The sequence below is a fragment of the Tepidiphilus baoligensis genome, from assembly GCF_012911495.1.
In the GTDB taxonomy this organism is placed as follows: Bacteria; Pseudomonadota; Gammaproteobacteria; order Burkholderiales; family Rhodocyclaceae; genus Tepidiphilus; species Tepidiphilus olei.
Genome location: NZ_JAAAUB010000008.1, coordinates 97,483 through 115,031, shown reverse-complemented (window position 1 = coordinate 115,031; position 17,549 = coordinate 97,483). Strand labels below are relative to the sequence as shown.

The 17,549-nt window shown below is 65.1% G+C and carries 16 protein-coding genes; 12 read left to right on the top strand and 4 right to left on the bottom strand.

What is annotated here, in order from left to right:
• Positions 1–169: 169 nt before the first annotated feature.
• The 8 genes from GV368_RS07060 to ruvA are packed head-to-tail and all read left to right on the top strand — an operon-like array spanning position 170 to position 10,809.
• The gene (locus GV368_RS07060) at positions 170–1,240 is read left to right on the top strand and encodes an HlyD family secretion protein (RefSeq protein WP_169116019.1); all 1,071 of its coding nucleotides are present in this window, start codon (positions 170–172) and stop codon (positions 1,238–1,240) included.
• On the top strand, positions 1,240–4,008 hold the full coding sequence (gene rbbA / locus GV368_RS07055; RefSeq protein ID WP_169116018.1) for a ribosome-associated ATPase/putative transporter RbbA: 2,769 nt from the start codon (positions 1,240–1,242) through the stop codon (positions 4,006–4,008). Before GV368_RS07060 ends, rbbA begins: the two co-directional genes overlap by 1 nt.
• Positions 4,009–4,011: 3 nt before the next feature.
• Complete coding sequence (locus GV368_RS07050) at positions 4,012–5,133, top strand: ABC transporter permease (RefSeq protein ID WP_169116017.1); 1,122 nt, start codon at positions 4,012–4,014, stop codon at positions 5,131–5,133.
• A 38-nt stretch (positions 5,134–5,171) separates the two neighbouring features.
• Positions 5,172–7,190 (top strand): gamma-glutamyltransferase family protein, encoded by a 2,019-nt coding sequence (locus GV368_RS07045; RefSeq protein WP_169116016.1) that lies wholly within the window; start codon positions 5,172–5,174, stop codon positions 7,188–7,190.
• 2 nt (positions 7,191–7,192) lie between these two features.
• Complete coding sequence (locus GV368_RS07040) at positions 7,193–7,792, top strand: Maf family protein (protein ID WP_178086749.1); 600 nt, start codon at positions 7,193–7,195, stop codon at positions 7,790–7,792.
• A complete protein-coding gene (rng, locus tag GV368_RS07035; RefSeq protein ID WP_169116015.1) occupies positions 7,789–9,246 on the top strand; it encodes a ribonuclease G in 1,458 nt (485 codons plus the stop codon). The genes GV368_RS07040 and rng overlap by 4 nt, the downstream gene beginning before the upstream one ends.
• A 10-nt stretch (positions 9,247–9,256) precedes the next feature.
• Positions 9,257–10,198, top strand: a complete 942-nt coding sequence (locus GV368_RS07030) for a prenyltransferase (protein ID WP_142803786.1) — start codon at positions 9,257–9,259, stop codon at positions 10,196–10,198.
• Positions 10,195–10,809, top strand: coding sequence for a Holliday junction branch migration protein RuvA (ruvA, locus tag GV368_RS07025; RefSeq protein ID WP_142803787.1), 615 nt, complete (start codon positions 10,195–10,197; stop codon positions 10,807–10,809). The genes GV368_RS07030 and ruvA overlap by 4 nt, the downstream gene beginning before the upstream one ends.
• Positions 10,810–10,953: 144 nt before the next feature.
• Here ruvA and GV368_RS11655 read toward each other — a convergent pair whose 3' ends face one another.
• From GV368_RS11655 to GV368_RS07005, 4 genes are read right to left on the bottom strand one after another with little or no spacing between them, the layout of a single operon-like run.
• The gene (locus GV368_RS11655) at positions 10,954–11,862 is read right to left on the bottom strand and encodes an AEC family transporter (protein ID WP_142803788.1); all 909 of its coding nucleotides are present in this window, start codon (positions 11,860–11,862) and stop codon (positions 10,954–10,956) included.
• Positions 11,863–11,871: 9 nt separating this feature from the next.
• Positions 11,872–13,197: an ATP-dependent protease ATPase subunit HslU gene (hslU, locus tag GV368_RS07015; RefSeq protein WP_169116014.1), complete on the bottom strand. Its 1,326-nt coding sequence runs from the start codon at positions 13,195–13,197 to the stop codon at positions 11,872–11,874.
• Complete coding sequence (hslV, locus tag GV368_RS07010; RefSeq protein ID WP_169116013.1) at positions 13,194–13,730, bottom strand: ATP-dependent protease subunit HslV; 537 nt, start codon at positions 13,728–13,730, stop codon at positions 13,194–13,196. Before hslV ends, hslU begins: the two co-directional genes overlap by 4 nt.
• Positions 13,731–13,743: 13 nt before the next feature.
• Positions 13,744–14,808 (bottom strand): STAS domain-containing protein, encoded by a 1,065-nt coding sequence (locus tag GV368_RS07005; protein WP_142803791.1) that lies wholly within the window; start codon positions 14,806–14,808, stop codon positions 13,744–13,746.
• 173 nt (positions 14,809–14,981) lie between these two features.
• Here GV368_RS07005 and ybgC point away from each other — a divergent pair, with 173 nt between their 5' ends.
• The 4 genes from ybgC to GV368_RS06985 all read left to right on the top strand — a co-directional run bounded on the left by ybgC (position 14,982) and on the right by GV368_RS06985 (position 17,503).
• Complete coding sequence (ybgC, locus tag GV368_RS07000; RefSeq protein ID WP_142803792.1) at positions 14,982–15,401, top strand: tol-pal system-associated acyl-CoA thioesterase; 420 nt, start codon at positions 14,982–14,984, stop codon at positions 15,399–15,401.
• 19 nt (positions 15,402–15,420) lie between these two features.
• On the top strand, positions 15,421–16,095 hold the full coding sequence (gene tolQ / locus GV368_RS06995; RefSeq protein WP_142803793.1) for a protein TolQ: 675 nt from the start codon (positions 15,421–15,423) through the stop codon (positions 16,093–16,095).
• A gap of 16 nt (positions 16,096–16,111) precedes the next feature.
• Positions 16,112–16,546: an ExbD/TolR family protein gene (locus GV368_RS06990; RefSeq protein WP_142803794.1), complete on the top strand. Its 435-nt coding sequence runs from the start codon at positions 16,112–16,114 to the stop codon at positions 16,544–16,546.
• A gap of 135 nt (positions 16,547–16,681) precedes the next feature.
• Entirely contained in the window at positions 16,682–17,503 is an 822-nt protein-coding gene (locus GV368_RS06985) for an energy transducer TonB (protein ID WP_206673324.1), read from the top strand.
• Positions 17,504–17,549 lie beyond the last annotated feature (46 nt).

The window sequence follows — 17,549 nt, the reverse complement described above, 5'->3', positions numbered from 1 at the left end:
CCTCGTGCTACAAGTCCGGACAGTTTATTTGTTCGCTACAGTTCGCTACACACGGGGTTGACGGTACCCTGCGTTCCACTATATAAACGAATGACGCACCCATGCCGCTGCGGCATGGAAGCCCCGCGATCCGGCTGGATGTTCCCCACTTACCTCATCAGGATCCTCCATGTCCCCCCGTCTCAAGACCTTGTTGATCCGTGCCGTCCTCGTCGCCCTGCTCGCCGGCGGCGCCCTGTGGTTTTGGCAGCGTATCGAGCAATCGCGTAGCGACGGCGGCATCGTATCGAGCAACGGGCGCATCGAGGCGATCGACGTCAACATCTCGGCCAAGCTGCCTGGGCGCATCGAGGATATCTTCGCCGACGAGGGCGATCTCGTCGCCAGAGGGCAGGTGGTAGCCAAACTCGACACCAGCGTTCTGGAAGCCCAGCTCCGTGAAGCACGGGCCCAGCACGATCGGGCGCGGATGGACCTCGAATCCGCTCGCAGCCTACTTGCCCAGCGCGAGGCCGACAAGGCCGCCACCGAGGCGCTCGTGGTGCAACGCCTGGCCGATCTCGACATGCTACGCAAGCGGCTTGCCCGCACTCGGGAGTTGGCGAGGCAAGACATGGCCACGCAATCCAGACTCGACGAGGATTCGGCCGCGGTCAATGCCACGCAGGCCGCCGTCGTGGCCGCCCGCGCCCAGGTACGGGCCGCCGAGGCGGCGATCATCCAATCCCAAGCGTCCATCGCGGCAGCCGAAGCGCAAGTGGCGGCAACGAGCGCGAGCATCGAACGCATCCAGGCCGATATCGACGACAGCCTTTTACGCGCTCCCCGCGACGGTCGCGTCCAGTACCGCATCGCCCAGCCCGGCGAGGTGGTGGCCGCCGGCGGTGCCGTGCTCAATGTGGTCGACCTCTCCGACGTCTACATGACTTTCTTCCTGCCGACGCAAGTCGCCGGCAAAGTGGCGATCGGCTCGGAGGTTCGCCTCGTGCTCGATGCTTTCCCCCAGTACGTGATCCCGGCAACGGCGACTTTCGTCTCCGACGTGGCGCAATTCACGCCCAAAACGGTGGAAACGGCCGAAGAGCGGCAGAAACTGATGTTTAGGGTCAAGGCGAGCATCAACCCGGATTTGCTGCGCCAGCACCTACCCCACGTCAAGACGGGCTTGCCAGGCATGGCCTATCTCAAGCTAGATCCCCAGCTCGACTGGCCCGCGCACCTCCAAGTGAAGGTGCCCTGATGCGTGAGCCGGTCGCACGGCTGCAAGAGGTGAGCCTCGTCTATGGCAAGACTCGCGCCCTCGACGGGGTTGACCTCGACATCCCTGCCGGCTGCCGCGTCGGATTCATCGGCCCCGACGGGGTAGGGAAATCCAGCCTTCTCTCGCTCATCTCCGGGGCTCGCGCCATTCAGCAAGGCAAGGTGTGGGTGCTGGGGGGCGACATGGCAGAAGCCAGCCACCGACGCGAGGTCTGCCCCGACATCGCCTATATGCCCCAAGGTCTGGGCAAGAACCTCTATCCGACGCTTTCCGTGGCCGAGAACATCGACTTCTTCGGCCGCCTTTTCGGCCACGACGCCGCCGAGCGCAAGCGACGCATCGAACAGCTCACGCGCGCCACGGGGCTCTTCCCTTTTCTCGATCGACCCGCCGGCAAACTCTCGGGCGGCATGAAGCAGAAGCTCGGCCTATGTTGCGCCCTCATCCACGATCCCGAGCTCTTGATCCTCGACGAGCCGACCACCGGCGTCGACCCTCTGTCTCGCCGGCAGTTCTGGGCGCTCATCGACGACATTCGCGCCGCACGGGAAGACATGAGCGTGATCGTGGCCACCGCCTACATGGAGGAGGCGGCACGCTTCGACTGGCTCGTGGCCATGGACGAGGGAAAAGTACTCGCCACCGGCTCGCCGCAGGAATTGCTCGAGCAGACCGGTAGCGACACCCTGGAACAGGCCTTCATCGCGCTGCTACCGGAAGAGAAGCGCCGGGGATATCGACCCGTCGAAATCGGATCGCTACCCGAGCGGGGCGACGAAGAGATCGCCATCGAGGCGAAAGATCTGACGATGCGTTTTGGCAATTTCGTTGCCGTCGACCACGTCAGCTTTCGCATCCGCCGTGGCGAGATCTTCGGCTTTCTTGGCTCGAACGGTTGCGGCAAGACGACGACGATGAAGATGCTCACCGGGCTACTCACGCCCTCCGAGGGCAAGGCCTGGCTCTTCGGCAAGGAAGTCGACCCGCGCGACATCGATACGCGCCGCCAAGTGGGCTACATGTCGCAGTCCTTTTCGCTCTACGACGAGCTCACGGTGCGGCAGAACCTCGAGCTGCACGCGCGGCTCTACGGCATCCCCAAGGAGAAGATCGCCGATCACGTCCAGGAAGTGGTGCAGCGCTTCGGACTCTCGCGAATCATCGACGCCCTTCCCCCTTCACTGCCCCTGGGACATCGGCAGCGGCTGTCGCTCGCGGCCGCCGTCATCCATCGACCGAAAATATTGATCCTCGACGAGCCGACCTCGGGGGTCGACCCGGTGGCGCGCGACGGGTTCTGGAACCTCTTGCTCGAGCTGTCGCGCCGCGACGGCGTGACGATCTTCATTTCCACCCACTTCATGAACGAGGCGGAGCGCTGCGACCGCATCTCGCTGATGCATGCCGGGAAAGTGCTCGTCACGGGAGCGCCGGCCGAGATCGTGCGCGAGGGCGGTCACGAGTCGCTCGAAGCGGCCTTCATCGACCATCTGGAACGGGCTGCACAAGAGGGGCAACAGGCCGACGATACCCAAGGGTCGACCGCCATGAGCGGCGAAGAACGCAAACGCACGGCGGGTCTGACCGAAAAAGCGCCGGTGCGGGGAACGACGCACACCACCTCCTTTTTCAGCCTGCGCCGGATGCTGAGCTACCTGGTGCGCGAAGCTCTGGAACTGCGTCGCGACCCGATCCGCCTGTCGCTGGCGCTGGTGGGCAACGCCATCTTGATGCTGGTGATGGGCGTTGGCATCACCATGGACGTGGAGGATCTGACCTTCGCCGTCCTCGATCGCGACCAGACCACGCTGAGCCAGTCGTACGCCCTCAATCTGGCCGGTTCGCGCTATTTCAGCGAGCAGCCTCCGATCGCCGACTACGAAGAAATGGACCGGCGAATGCGCTCGGGCAAACTGGGTCTGGCGGTCGAGATCCCGCCAGGCTTTGCACGCGACCTCGCGCACGGCAAACCGGTGGAGGTCGGGGCGTGGATCGACGGAGCGATGCCTTCGCGCGCAGAGACGATCCGTGCCTATGTCCAGGGGATTCACGCGCAGTGGCTCCAGACACAAGCGCGCGAACGCCACTTGCCCGACCCGACGCTGGCCACGATCGAGATCCGTTTCCGCTACAACCCGGACGTGAAGAGCATCGTCTCGATGGTACCCGCAGTCATCCCGCTGCTACTGATGCTCATTCCGGCGATGCTCGCCGCCTTGGCGATCGTACGCGAAAAGGAACTGGGGTCGATCACCAACTTCTACGTCACCCCGACGACGAGGATGGAATTCCTCCTCGGCAAGCAAATCCCCTACGTGATTCTCTCCCTCATCAGCTTCGTGCTGCTGCTCGCGCTGGCCGAATTCGTCTTTCGCGTGCCCGTCAAGGGAAGCTACCTGGCGCTGTTCCTGGGTGCAATCTTGTATGTCATGGCCTCGACCGCCTTGGGTATATTGATCTCGAGTTTCATGCGCAGCCAGATCGCGGCGCTCTTCGCCACGGCGGTGCTCACACTGCTGCCGGCGACGCAATTCTCGGGCCTCATCGATCCGGTCTCCTCGCTCGAGGGTGGAGGTCGGCTGATCGGCGAAATCTATCCGACCACCCACTTCGTCGTGATTTCTCGTGGTACGTTCTCCAAAGCCCTGGGCTTGGGCGATCTGCCCGACGCCTTCGTGCCGCTCGCGCTCGCCTGGCCCATCCTCTTTGGCTTGTCGGCGGCACTACTGCGCAAACAGGAGCGTTGAACCGTGCGCTGGTCCCACGTCTGGCATCTCGGCATAAAAGAGTTCTACAGTCTGGGACGAGACCCGGTGCTGTTGGTGCTGATCCTCTATGTCTTCACCTTCTCCATTCATTCCCGGGCCACGTCGATTCCCGAAACACTCAACAAGGCACCGATCGCCGTGGTGGACGAGGACCGCTCGCAGCTCTCCGAACGTATCCTCCATGCCCTCTATCCACCGTATTTTCTGCCGCCGGAGCGCATCGACACCGCCACGATGGATGCGCGCATGGACCGCGGACTGGACACCTTTGCGCTGAACATCCCGCCCGATTTCGAGCGCGACGTGATGGCTGGCAAGAAACCGGCAATCCAGCTCAACGTCGACGCCACCCGGATGAGCCAGGCATTTACCGGCAGCGGCTACGTGCAGACCATCGTCAATGAAGAGATCGCGGCCTACGTCGCTCGCCGCAAGGCGCAGGAACGCCAGCCCGTGGAGCTCAGCTTGCGTATCCGCTTCAACCAGGAATTGAACAAATCCTGGTTCGGGGGCATCATGGGCATCATCAGCGAAGTGACGATGCTCTCCATCGTGCTCACCGGCGCAGCGCTCATCCGCGAGCGCGAACATGGCACGATCGAGCACCTCCTGGTGATGCCGGTCACCGCACTCGAGATCATGTTGAGCAAAATCTGGTCGATGGGGCTGGTCGTCCTGGTCGCCGCGACGCTTTCGCTCATCTTCGTGGTGCATTACTGGATCGGAGCGCCGCTGCAGGGTTCGGTACCGCTCTTCGTGGCGGGAACCGCCGTCCATCTGTACGCCACCACGGCGATGGGCATATTCTTGGGCACGATGGCACGCTCCATGCCACAGCTCGGCCTGCTGCTCATGCTCATCCTGCTCCCCTTGCAGATGCTCTCCGGAGCGACGACGCCACGCGAGAGCATGCCGCAATTCGTCCAGGACATCATGCTGCTCGCACCGAACACGCATTTCGTGATGCTCGCCCAGGGCATCCTCTACCGCGGTGCGGGGTTCGACGTGGTCTGGCCCCAGTTTGCGGCGCTCGCGGTGATCGGCACGGTGCTCTTCCTCTCCTCTCTGATCTACTTCCGCAAGATGCTGGAGACGCAGCAGTGACGGTCGATCCCCGACTTCCCTCGGGTCGAAGCCCCGCAATGAGAGGCGCCACGAACGGCCTAGGGCACGTGGACAGGGCAGTCTCGTCCGCAGCCCGGACGCACTCCACTCCCCGCTTGGCAGTGCGTCTCGGCACGCTCTTGTCCCTGATCGCCTCGAGCATGCTGTTCGTCGCAGGGGCGGCGGTGGCGCGCGCCGACACAGCGCTCCCCTGTGTCGCGCCACCACCGCCGGATACGTCTGCGCTCGTATCACCACGCCAGGCGACCGGCGCGCCCGAGGCTGCGAGCGGCTATACACCCAAGACCCTCGTGCGGGCGTCTCGAGCCATGGTGGTGGCCGCCAATCCCCTGGCCGCGGCGGCCGGCTGCGAGGTGCTGCGGCGCGGCGGCAGTGCCGTGGATGCGGCGGTGGCGACCATCGCGGTCTTGGGCTTGGTCGAACCGCAATCGGCCGGACTCGGCGGCGGCGGATTCCTGCTCTCCTGGGACGCCAAAACGCGGCGCCTGACGAGCTACGATGGTCGCGAGACGGCGCCACTGGCCGCCGACCCCTACGACCTGCTGCGCATCGCCCCCGAAGATCCCGCCCCACCCCTGCCGCTCACGCCCCAGACTCCGGCCAACGAACGGTTCGACGCGCTGCGCGCGAGCGGCCGCTCGATCGGCACGCCGGGCCTAGTCCGCTTGCTCGAGCACGCGCATGCCGAGCACGGGCGTCGCCCCTGGGCCGAACTCTTCGCACCGGCGATCCGCCTCGCCGAGCAAGGCTTTCCTCTTTCGCCACGCCTGGCGGCGGTGGCCACACCGCTCACCCGCTGGTTGCGGCTCGATGCCGAGGCCAGTGCTTGGCTCCTCACCCCCGAGGGCAAGGTAAAACCCGTGGGCACGATCCTCACCAATCCAGCCTACGCCCGCACGCTGAAAGAACTGGCGAGCGCCGGGCCGGATGCCTTCTACACGGGGCCGCTCGCGCAGGCGGTGGTGGCGCGGGCCCGCGCTGAGCACGGCGCCGACGGCACACCACTCACCCCGTCGAAACTCGCCGACGAGGATCTGGCGCGCTATCGGGCGATCGAGCGTCCTCCCGTATGCGCCCCCTATCGCGCCTGGTGGGTGTGCGGCATGGGGCCGCCCTCTTCGGGCGGCATCGCCGTGGGCCAGATCCTGGGCCTGCTCGAACGGTTTCCCCTCGCCCAACACCCCCCGGCAGCCGGTGCCGAGGGGGGCCTGCCGGACGCCCAGGCAGCGCACTGGCTCACCGAGGCGGAACGGCTCGCCTTCGCCGACCGCGACCGCTACGTGGCCGACCCGGCCTTCGTGCCCTTGCCCGGCGGCTCGCCCGATGCCTTGCTCGATCCGGACTATCTCGCCGGGCGATCCCGGCTCATCCGGGACGGGCAAAGCCTCGGCACGGCACCGGCCGGAACGCCGCTCGCCTCAGCGCCGCAGTACGCTGCAGGCCCGGAAATCGAGGAGCACGGCACCACCCACCTCGGCGTGGTCGACGCCGAGGGGAACGTGGTCGCCTTCACCGCCTCCATCGAATCGGCCTTCGGCTCGTTCCACATGGTCGGTGGTTTTTTTCTCAACAACGAGCTCACCGACTTTGCTCGGGAACCCTTCTCGGAAGGCGTTCCCGTGGCCAACCGGCTGGAGCCGGGCAAGCGCCCGCGCAGCTCCATGGCGCCGACGCTCGTCTTCAGCCGCGCTGCCGATGGCGGGCTGGGCGAATGGCTGCTCACCACCGGCTCACCGGGCGGTTCGGCCATCATTCCCTATGTGGCCCAAGCGCTGGTGGCACAGCTCGATTGGGGGCTCGATCCCTACGCCGCGGCGGCCCAGATCCACGTCGGGGCTTTCAACCGCCCCGAAACCTGGCTCGAAGACGGGCACCCTACCCCTGCGGCGGCGCTCGTCGAGGGTCTGCGGGCGCGGGGGCACGAGGTCGTGCGCCGCCCCCAACCCAGCGGCATCGCCACCATCTTCCGCACTCCCCACGGGAAACTGGAAGGGGCAGCCGATCCGCGCCGCGAGGGTCTCGCCCTGGGGTTCTGACCATGCTTGCACCGCTCTATCTCGCCTCGCAAAGCCCGCGCCGGCGCGAGCTCCTTGCCCAGCTCGGATGGGAAGTCCGGGTGATTCCATTGGAGGGCGAATGGGTAGACGAAACCCCTCATGCGGACGAGACGGCAACCGACTACGTGCTACGGCTCGCCCGAGCCAAGGCCGAAGCCGGCTGGCGGCGGCGCGAGGCGCTGGCACTGCCGTGCGGCCTGGTGCTGGGCGCCGACACCACGGTGCGCATCGACGGGCTGATCCTGGGTAAGCCGCGCGACGCCGACGAGGCGCGAGCCATGCTGCGGCGCCTTTCGGGTCGCCGGCACGAGGTGCACACGGGCGTGGCGATCACCGACGGCAGCCGTACGCACGCGCTCTGCTCGACGAGCCGCGTCTGGTTCACCACGCTCGCAGACGAGGACGTCGAACGTTATCTCGCCACCGAGGAACCTTGGGACAAAGCCGGTGCCTATGCGTACCAAGGACGCGCGGCGGCCTTCATCGAACGCATCGAGGGTAGCGCCTCGGGTATCATCGGCCTGCCGCTCTTCGAAACCGCGCGTCTGTTGTCCGTTTTCGGCTATCCTCCGTTCCCATGAGCAAAGAATTCCTCATCAACTGCACGCCGCAGGAGACGCGGGTGGCCGTGCTCGAGCAAGGCGTGGTGCAGGAACTGCACGTCGAACGCCTGGCACACCGCGGGCTGGTCGGCAACATCTACCGCGGACGCATCGTCCGCGTGTTGCCGGGGATGCAATCGGCCTTCGTCGACGTGGGCCTGGAGCGCACCGCCTTTCTTCACATCACCGACCTGTGGCAGGCCGAGCGCCACCCGGAGTCGCCCCTCCGCATCGAGCGCCTGCTCGCCGAAGGCGAGGAGATCACCGTCCAGGTGCTCAAGGACCCGATCGGCAGCAAAGGCGCCCGGATCACCACCCAGATCAGTCTGGCGGGGCGTTATCTCGTCTACCTTCCCCAGGAAAATCACATCGGCATCTCGCAGAAAATCGAGGGCGAGAGCGAGCGTGAGCTCCTGCGCGAACGGCTCATGGCGCTGTTGCCGCCCGAGGAGAACGGTGGCTACATCGTGCGTACCAATGCCGAGAATGCCACCGACGAGCAACTGGCCGCCGACATCGCTTATCTGCGCCGACTCTGGGCCGACATCCAGGGCGAAGCCATGCGCCGGCGCGCACCAGCGCTGATCCACGAAGATCTCGACCTGGCGCTGCGCGTGCTGCGCGACTTCGTCGATCGCGACACCACCCTCATTCGCATCGATTCACGCGAAAACGCCCAGCGGCTCCTCGCCTTCGCCGAGACTTACACCCCCCAGGTCGCCCCCCTCATCGAGCATTACCGCGGAGACCGGCCGCTCTTCGAGCTCTACAACGTCGATGACGAAATAGAAAAAGCCCTGTCGCGCCGGGTCGAACTGAAGTCGGGGGGCTATCTCATCTTCGACCAGACCGAAGCGCTCACCACCATCGACGTCAACACCGGCGCGTTCGTGGGCGCACGCAATTTCGACGAGACCATCCTCAAGACCAATCTCGAGGCGGCGCAGGCAATCGCACGCCAATTGCGGCTGCGCAATCTCGGCGGCATCATCCTCGTCGATTTCATCGACATGACCAACCCCGAGCACCGCGAGCGCGTGCTCGAAGAGTTCAAGAAAGCCCTCTCGCTCGATCACACCAAGATCACGGTGAGCGGATTCACCCAGCTCGGTCTGGTGGAGATGACGCGCAAGCGCACACGCGAATCCCTCATGCAGCAACTGTGCGAGCCCTGCCCCATGTGCGAGGGACGCGGTTTCGTCAAGAGTGCCGAGACGGTGTGTTTCGCCATCCTGCGCGAGATCCTGCGCGAGGCAAGACAATTCGCCGATGCCAAGGAGTTTCGCATCCTCGCCTCGCCCGCCGTGGTCGACCTCTTCCTGGAAGAGCAGTCGCAGGCGCTGGCGATGCTGTCCGATTTCATCGGCAAGGAGATCTCGCTGCGCAGCGACACCTGCTACACGCAGGAGCAATACGACATCGTGCTTTTGTGAGGCGTCGTCCATGCCCATCCGTTCCCTCTCTCTCGAACCCGATGCCCGTCTGCGTGCTCGCCCCATCGTCTGGCTGCTCGCCACGCGCCCGGCCTTTCTGGTGGTCACCCTCGTCGCGGTGCTGCTCGGGCTCGCGCTCACGGCTTACGAAGGCGCGGCGCTGCGACCCTGGGCGGCACTGGCCACGCTCGTCTTCGCCCTGATGGCCCACGCCGGGGCCAACGTGATCAACGATTATCACGATCGCGACACCGACGGACTCAATCACGACCGACTCTATCCCTTCACCGGCGGCTCGCGTTTCATCCAGAACGAGGTGCTCACGGCGCGCGAAACCGCCTGGCTCGGTTACGGAGCGCTGGCCCTGGTAGTGCCGGCAGGGCTCGCGCTCGCCCTCACCAGCGGACCGCTGCTCGTCCCCATCGGTCTTGCAGGGTTATTCCTCGGTTGGGCTTATTCCGCGCCCCCTTTGCGGCTTGCCGGCCGGGGGCTGGGAGAAGTCGTCATCACCGCGGCCTGGCTGCTGGTGATCGTCGGCACGCACTACGTCCAGGTCGGCCATCTTTCCGCCGTGCCCGCCTTTGTGGGTCTGCCGTATGCGATCCTGGTCGCGGCCATCCTCTACGTCAATCAGTTCCCCGACGCCAAGGCGGATGCGGCTGCCGGCAAACGCACGCTGGTCGTGCGACTCGGTCCCGAGCGTGCCTCCCGCGGCCTGTCCCTGCTGGGTCTGTACGCCGGCGGCTGGCACCTCGGCCTCATCGGGGCCGGAGGATTGCCCCCCCTCGCGCTCGGCGCATTGTTGCCGCTGCTCGCCCTCGTGCCAGCCACGGACCATTTGAAAAAGCATGCCGGCGAGCCGGCAAAACTGCGTCCGGCCATCACCCGCACGCTTGCCGCCACCATCGGCTACGGCGTCGTGCTCACCCTCACCCTGTGGATTTCGGCATGATCGGACTCGTGCGCGGTATCGTCCGCGAAAAGGCCCCGCCTCGGATCCTCGTCGATACCGGACCCCTCGGCTACGAGCTGCTCGTACCCATGAGCACCTTTTACACCCTACCGGCGATCGGGCAGGAAGTGACGCTGCGCACGCATCTCCTGGTGCGCGAGGACGAACACCAGCTCTATGGCTTTGCCACGGAAGAAGAGCGCCATGCCTTCCGCCAGCTCATTCGCATCGCCGGCATCGGTGCGCGTACGGCGCTCGCCATCCTCTCGGGCCTGAGCGTGCGCGAGCTGCGCGAAGCCGTTTTGCTGCAAGACGGCGGTCGGCTCGTCAAAATTCCCGGCATCGGCAAGAAGACCGCCGAGCGCTTGCTGCTCGAGCTCAAGGACAAGACGGGATCGCTCCAACCCAGCGGCACGACCCCATCGACCGAGGCCGGTTCGATCGGTGCCTGCGCCGTAGAAGAGACCGTGCGCACCGAGATCGTCGCCGCACTCTTGGCGCTGGGTTACTCCGAGCGCGAGGCGCTGCGCGCCGTGGCAGACCTCCCGCCGCAGACCGACACAGCCTCCGGCATACGGCTCGCGCTCAAGTCCTTGGCGCCGGTGGGTTAGGGAGACGCTGAAGAAATGAGCGAGCGGGATGAAGCGCAAGGCGGAAGGTAGCGCAGCGACCGAGACATATTGAGTGCATAGGCGAGGGAGCAAGCACCGCGCAACGCAGCGATTCGCCCGCGCAGCCAATCATTCAGCGTTTCCTTAGCCCGGAGGGAAGAGCGCCAGCACCATCGCCAAGGCAAGCGGCAGAAAGAGCACCGCGGCCAGGTTGCCGACCAGAACGATGGACGCGACCTTGTCCGGTTCTTGGCCATAGCGTTCAGCGAACAGGTAATTGAGCACCGCTGGCGGCAGAGCACCGAAGATCACCAACAGCGCCGACTCGAGCGGCTCCAGGCGCACCCCCATCAACCGGTAGAGACCGATCATCGCCGCGGCGAGCGCCATGCCCGCGAGGGGGCGGGCCACGGCGACGATCGTCCCCAAACGCCAAGCGCGAATGGGCGTCTCGGCCAGGCGCACGCCGAGGCCGAAGAGCATGAGCGGAATCGAAATGTCACCCAACATCTTGATGGTGGTGAGCAAGGGCGGCCAAACCGTCCAACCCGCCGCGCCCACGGCAAGCCCGGCGAAAGCGGCCAGCAGCGTGGGCACGCGCCAGAGATGGAACAGCCGGGCACGGCGATCGAGCAACCACACTCCCAGGCTGAAGTGCAACAAGTTGCTGACGATGAAGAGCACCACCATGGGGGGCAAAGCCACCTCACCAAAGGTCAACAAGGCGAGAGGCAAGCCGAGATTACCGCAATTGTTGAACATCATCGGAGGGGCGAGCGTCCGCACCTCCTGCCGCAGGTGACGGGCAAGTCCCCACCCCATCAGCCCCGAGCCGCACACGAGGACCGCGGCAGCAAGCACGAGGGACAGATACTCCCTGACATCGACATGCCGGCCGGCGAGCGCGGCGAAGACGAGCGCCGGGGTGAAGACGTCCATGTTGAGCCGGTTCGCTCCCGAGAGCTCGGGGCGGTGGCGCTTGCCGACGACGTAGCCCAACGCCACCAAGGCGAAGAGGGGGAAGAGGATTTCGACGATGCGCTGTGCGAGCACGACCGTGCCTCACAGCACGTAGCGTGCCAGATCCTCGTCGCCAGCCAAATCGGCCAGCCGCCCATCGACGTAGGCAGCATCGATCACCACCGGTGGCAGCGGCTCCCCTCCGGCACGGAAAGAAACTTCTTCGAGGAGTTTCTCCATCACCGTGTATAGACGCCGCGCACCGATGTTCTCGACGCGCTCGTTCACCGCCCAGGCGATCTCGGCGAGCCGTCGCACACCGTCGGGGGCGAATTCGAGTTCCACCCCGTCGGTGGCCAACAGCGCCCGGTACTGCTCCACCAGGCTCGCTTCCGTCTCGGTGAGGATGCGCACGAAGTCGTCTACCGTAAGGCTGTCGAGCTCGACCCGGATGGGGAAGCGCCCCTGCAGCTCGGGAATGAGGTCGCTCGGTTTGCTCAGGTGGAAAGCGCCCGAAGCGATGAAGAGGATATGGTCGGTGCGCACCATGCCATACTTGGTGGCCACGGTGGTTCCTTCCACCAGCGGTAGCAAATCGCGCTGCACACCCTGGCGCGAGACGTCGGTCCCTGCCGATTCCTGGCGCGCGGCGATCTTGTCGATCTCGTCGAGAAAGACGATGCCGTTTTGCTCCACGGCCTGCAGTGCTTCCTGCTTGAGCTCTTCGTCATCGACCAGCTTGGCGGCCTCTTCCTCGGTGAGCACTTCCATCGCCTCGCACACCCGCATCTTGCGCGTGCGCCGCTTGCCGCTGCCCAGCGTCTGAAAAAGTCCCTGCAGCTGCTGGGTGAGCTCTTCCATGCCCGGCGGGCCGAAGATCTCGGCACGCACGGCGGGCGAGACGACCTCGATTTCGATCTCTTTTTCGTCGAGCTGGCCTTCGCGCAGCATCTTGCGGAATTTCTGCCGCGTGGCGCTCTCGGCGGGTGCCGGCTCGTCGCCGAAGGAGCGCGCCGGCGGCAGCAACACGTCGAGGATGCGATCCTCGGCCGCGTCGCGCGCCCGGTCGCGCACTCGACGCATGGCCCGCTCCTTGGCCTCTTTCATGGCGATTTCGACCAAGTCGCGGATGATGGTGTCGACGTCGCGCCCCACGTAGCCGACCTCGGTGAATTTCGTGGCTTCGATCTTGATGAAAGGGGCATTGGCAAGCCGCGCGAGCCGTCGGGCGATCTCGGTCTTTCCCACGCCGGTGGGACCGATCATGAGGATGTTCTTGGGGGTGATCTCGTGGCGCAGCGGCTCGGGCACCTGGGCGCGGCGCCAGCGGTTTCGCAGCGCCACGGCCACGGCGCGCTTGGCCTCGTGCTGGCCGACGATGTACTTGTCGAGTTCCGAGACGATCTCGCGGCAGGTGAGCGGGGTCATTCCAGCACCTCGATGACGTGGTTTTGATTGGTGTAGATGCACAGATCGCCGGCGATGCGCAAGGATTCGGCGACGATCTCTCGTGGCGGCATCTCGGTGTGGCGCAATAGCGCCTGGGCCGCCGCGTGGGCATAGGCCCCACCCGAGCCGATGGCGACGATCCCCTCCTCGGGTTCGAGCACGTCACCATTGCCGGTCAGGATGAGGGAATGCTCGCGGTCGGCCACGGCGAGCATGGCCTCCAGCCGACGCAGCATGCGATCGGTGCGCCAATCCTTGGAGAGCTCGACCGCGGCGCGCAGCAGATGTCCTTGGTGCTTCTCGAGCTTGGACTCGAAGCGCTCGAAAAGGGTGAAGGCGTCGGCCGTGGCCCCGGCGAAACCGGCGAGGACCTTGCCGTGATAGAGCGTGCGCACCTTGCGCGCCGTGGCCTTGACGACCACGTTACCCAGAGTGACCTGCCCGTCGCCCCCCAGCGCCACCATGGTGCCGCGGCGCACCGACAGGATCGTGGTGCCGTGATAGGGTTCCATGAGACTCCTTCGGTTAATAGACTTTCGTTTGGATCGTGGCGACTTGACTCATGCTCAGTACATCGAAGAGGGCGTTCACCACTTGGCTGACGTTGCGCAGGATCACCTGCTTGCCTTGCCCCTTGAGCGCGGCGAAGGCATTGTAGAGCATGCCCGCAGCGACGAAATCCACACGACGGAGGTCGCGACAATCGATGACGATGGAGTCGTGATCGCGAGAATGATTCAGGATCTCCTGTACCAGGTCGCTGATCGAGCGCTCGTCTACGTCTCCCGTCAGCGCCAACTCGCCTTCCGGAACATCGGGCACGGCAGAGGCATCGCCGGCAGGAGAGGATTCGGCTCCGACACAGGCCGGATCGCTCATCCATACGGGCGGAATGGCCTCGAAGGTTCCGGCAAAATCGACCACCAGCGATTCGGCCCGCTCCATTTGCCCCGCTGCAGTACGCCAAACGATCTCCAACTCCCATAGGGCACGGTCGTCACCTGCCTTGCGGCGCGCTTGCTCCAGCACCGAAAGGGCGACATCGAGGCGTAGCCATCGAATCTTGACCCCTTTGTCGAGCAATTTTTTTAGCAAGGCCAACAACAAGGCCGCCCCCGAGGGCTCGATCCGACGCAATCGGGCAGCATCCAGACGAATTTCCGAGGCCGCTTTGGTCAAGCGCAACAGCCGCTCCTGTAACGGAGCGAACGCAGAAGCATCCAGGTTCATGGGCAAGACGACCAGAGGGGCACCAGGCAGCTTGGATCCATGAGCCTCGCCGTCGTCACCGAGCACGGGGGGAGAGCATCCGAAGTGCACGGCGTAGGCCAGCGCCGCCTCCTCGAATCGTTTGCGATCCCCACGGGCCGCAAGCATGTCGAACAGCACCCACCACGCCTCTTTGGGCGCGGCGCTATCGGCGAGAAAGCGCTCCAGGGTCGAGAGAGCAGAGACCTCGTCCCCTCGCGCCCAATACATCCCCGCCTCCTGCACGGCGTCTCGCCCCATGAACAGGTCTTCGACTGCCAGGGCCGTCGCGGCCAAGGCGTCCTCTTCGAAGGCGAACGGATCGTCCGGATCGTGGTTCATACCGCAGGGCTCCTCCCGATCTTTGCAGTCTACCTGCAGAATCGCGCCACGCCAATCTCCAGAGGCACGGCGAACGATCTTCCCTGCGGCGCAACCACAGGTTTGCCGACCGCGGCGCTCGGCGATTCTTCAAGGGTCTGGCCCCCGGCCGATACGCTATAATCGGCTTCATCATGGATCCCTCTGCCCCTGCCGCTGCCCACACGCTCGAGATCCGCGTCTATTACGAAGACACCGATTGCGCCGGTGTCGTCTATTATGCCAACTATCTCCGTTTTTGCGAGCGCGGGCGCACCGAATTTTTGCGCGCCCTCGGTTTCTCGCAAAGTCGGCTGATGCGCGAACACGGAATCGGGTTCGTCGTGCATCGGCTGCAGGCGCACTATCGCCACCCGGCACGGCTCGACGACCGGTTACAACTGGTAACCCGCGTACACGCCTTGGCGCGCGCCAGCATCGTCTTTACACAACGGCTCTGGCGCGATACGCTGCCGATCTTCGACGCCGAGGTCACCGTGGCCTGCGTCGATCTGCAGCGTGGCCGGCCAGTCGCGCTTCCAGCCGTCTTACGCACGCAGATCCCCCTTTCCTGAGCCCACCATTCCGTCCACCATGAACGTCACCACCGATTTGTCGTTTACCCATCTGATCCTGCAAGCCAGCGTGCCGGTCCAACTGGTCATGCTCATCCTCGTCCTGTTGTCGGTCATGTCCTGGTACTGGATTTTCCGCAAGATTTTCCAAGTCCGGCACGCACGCCGACGCACCGATGCCTTCGAGACGAGTTTCTGGCAGGGTAGCGACCTCGAAACGCTCGCGCGCATGACCGAAACACGCCTACAACATGCCGGTCCCATGGAGCTCGTCTTCCTTGCCGCATGGCGCGAATTCCTGCGCCAGCGCAGTCGCTCGCTCGACCCTGCGGCCGAACTCGAGAGCGTTCGCCGGGCCATGCGCGCTGCCTATCAGCGCGAAATGGACGAACTGGAGGCACACCTGTCCTTCCTCGCCTCCACCGCTTCGGTGGCACCCTACATCGGCTTGCTCGGCACGGTCTGGGGCATCATGAACTCCTTCCGCGGCCTGGCGAACATGACTTCGGCCACGCTGTCGCACGTTGCACCGGGCATCGCCGAGGCGCTCATCGCCACGGCGATCGGCCTCTTCGCCGCCATTCCCGCAGCGGTGGCCTACAACCACTTCACCCATGACATCGAGCGCCTGTCGGTACGCATCGAGACTTTCATGGAAGAACTGACGAACCTGCTGCAACGGCAGCTGCGCTGACGCCGGAGGCATTCCGATGGCCAAACGCAAGTTGATGAACCAGATGAACGTCGTACCCTACATCGACGTCATGTTGGTGCTCCTGGTGATCTTCATGGTCACCGCCCCCATGATCCAGCTGGGCAACGTCGAGCTGCCCAGCGTGGGCAATCTGCCTGCACCTCCCTCGCAAGCAGCGATCGTGATCGTGCGGGCCGACGGTAGCCTTGCACTCAAGCCGAACCCCGCCGCGCCCGAAAAGAACGTCGACGGGCCGACGCTTCTGCGCGAGCTACAGGCGCTCAAAGCCAAGGATCCGAACCTGGCGATCGTCGTGGCCGGAGATCGTCGTGCCACCTACGAGAAAATCATGGACACGCTCGACCGGCTGCGCAACGAAGGCTACACCCGCATCAGCTTGCAGACGAGCAGTTCCCCGCGATCGCCGACCGGAGGCGCCACCGCGCCCTGAGCCCCTCATGGCAGAGCCTTTTTTCCGCTCCTCCGCCCCCTCGCCCCGTCGCAGCAGGCAAGGCAAACTGCTTGCCATGATGCTTGCCGTGGGGCTGCACCTGCTGCTCCTATCCTTCATCGCTTTCTCGGTTCGATGGAAAGTCGGCGAGCCCTCGCCCTTGCTCGTCGATCTCGTGGCCGCACCACAGGCCGCCCACACACAGCTCCCAAAAACCCGGACCCCACCCCGGGTCCTCAGCCGGCACCCAAGCCCGAGCCCAAACCGGAACCCGCTCCACCCAAACCGGAACCTCGTCCGGAGCCCCCCAAGCCCCTGCCGGAACCGAAACCCGAGCCCAAACCGGAACCGCCCAAGCCGGCGCCGGCGCCTCCGCCCAAGCCCGAGCCGCCCAAAGCCGAACCCAAGCCCTCCGCGCTGGAGAAACCCGACATCGCGCTCAAGGAAGAGGCGAAAAAACCCGAACCCAAGAAAGAACCGCCCAAGGAAGAACCGAAGAAAGAGCCGCCCAAACCGGAAAAAGAGCCCCCCAAGCCCGAGCCGAAGAAACCCGAACCGAAGAAGGAACCGCCGCTCGACGACTTCGCCAAGCTCGCCGAGGCGCGCTTGCGCCAGCAAAGCCCCAACGCGCCAGCGCAGACTCCGAGCACCGGTGGCGCCCCCGGTGGCCCGTCGGAGCAGGCCCGCGCCACCTACATCGACCAGATCCGCGCCAAGGTGCGAGGCAACATCGTCGTTCCACCGGGCGTGCAAGGAAACCCGGAAGCGGTATTCATCGTCGACCAGCTGCCGGACGGGACGGTCATCAACGTCCGCCTGGTACAATCCTCCGGCAATCCGGCGCTCGACGCCGCCCTCGAGCGCGCGATCCGGCGCTCCAGCCCCCTGCCGCTACCCGAAGACAAGCGGCTCTTCGAGCGCACCCTCACTCTCAAGCTGCGGCCATTGGCGCAATGAGCACGTGAATGCGTTGCCAGCAAAGGGAATTTGTGCAAAACTTGCC

Excerpts from the sequence above, each read along its gene's own strand:
- GV368_RS07060 (WP_169116019.1), top strand. The coding sequence starts at position 170 with ATGTCCCCCCGTCTCAAGACCTTGTTGATCCGTGCCGTCCTCGTCGCC.
- rbbA (WP_169116018.1), top strand. The coding sequence starts at position 1,240 with ATGCGTGAGCCGGTCGCACGGCTGCAAGAGGTGAGCCTCGTCTATGGC.
- GV368_RS07045 (WP_169116016.1), top strand. The coding sequence starts at position 5,172 with ATGAGAGGCGCCACGAACGGCCTAGGGCACGTGGACAGGGCAGTCTCG.
- GV368_RS07040 (WP_178086749.1), top strand. The coding sequence starts at position 7,193 with ATGCTTGCACCGCTCTATCTCGCCTCGCAAAGCCCGCGCCGGCGCGAG.
- rng (WP_169116015.1), top strand. The coding sequence starts at position 7,789 with ATGAGCAAAGAATTCCTCATCAACTGCACGCCGCAGGAGACGCGGGTG.
- GV368_RS07030 (WP_142803786.1), top strand. The coding sequence starts at position 9,257 with ATGCCCATCCGTTCCCTCTCTCTCGAACCCGATGCCCGTCTGCGTGCT.
- ruvA (WP_142803787.1), top strand. The coding sequence starts at position 10,195 with ATGATCGGACTCGTGCGCGGTATCGTCCGCGAAAAGGCCCCGCCTCGG.
- hslU (WP_169116014.1), bottom strand. The coding sequence starts at position 13,197 with ATGACCCCGCTCACCTGCCGCGAGATCGTCTCGGAACTCGACAAGTAC.
- hslV (WP_169116013.1), bottom strand. The coding sequence starts at position 13,730 with ATGGAACCCTATCACGGCACCACGATCCTGTCGGTGCGCCGCGGCACC.
- GV368_RS07005 (WP_142803791.1), bottom strand. The coding sequence starts at position 14,808 with ATGAACCACGATCCGGACGATCCGTTCGCCTTCGAAGAGGACGCCTTG.
- ybgC (WP_142803792.1), top strand. The coding sequence starts at position 14,982 with ATGGATCCCTCTGCCCCTGCCGCTGCCCACACGCTCGAGATCCGCGTC.
- tolQ (WP_142803793.1), top strand. The coding sequence starts at position 15,421 with ATGAACGTCACCACCGATTTGTCGTTTACCCATCTGATCCTGCAAGCC.
- GV368_RS06990 (WP_142803794.1), top strand. The coding sequence starts at position 16,112 with ATGGCCAAACGCAAGTTGATGAACCAGATGAACGTCGTACCCTACATC.
- GV368_RS06985 (WP_206673324.1), top strand. The coding sequence starts at position 16,682 with ATGGAAAGTCGGCGAGCCCTCGCCCTTGCTCGTCGATCTCGTGGCCGC.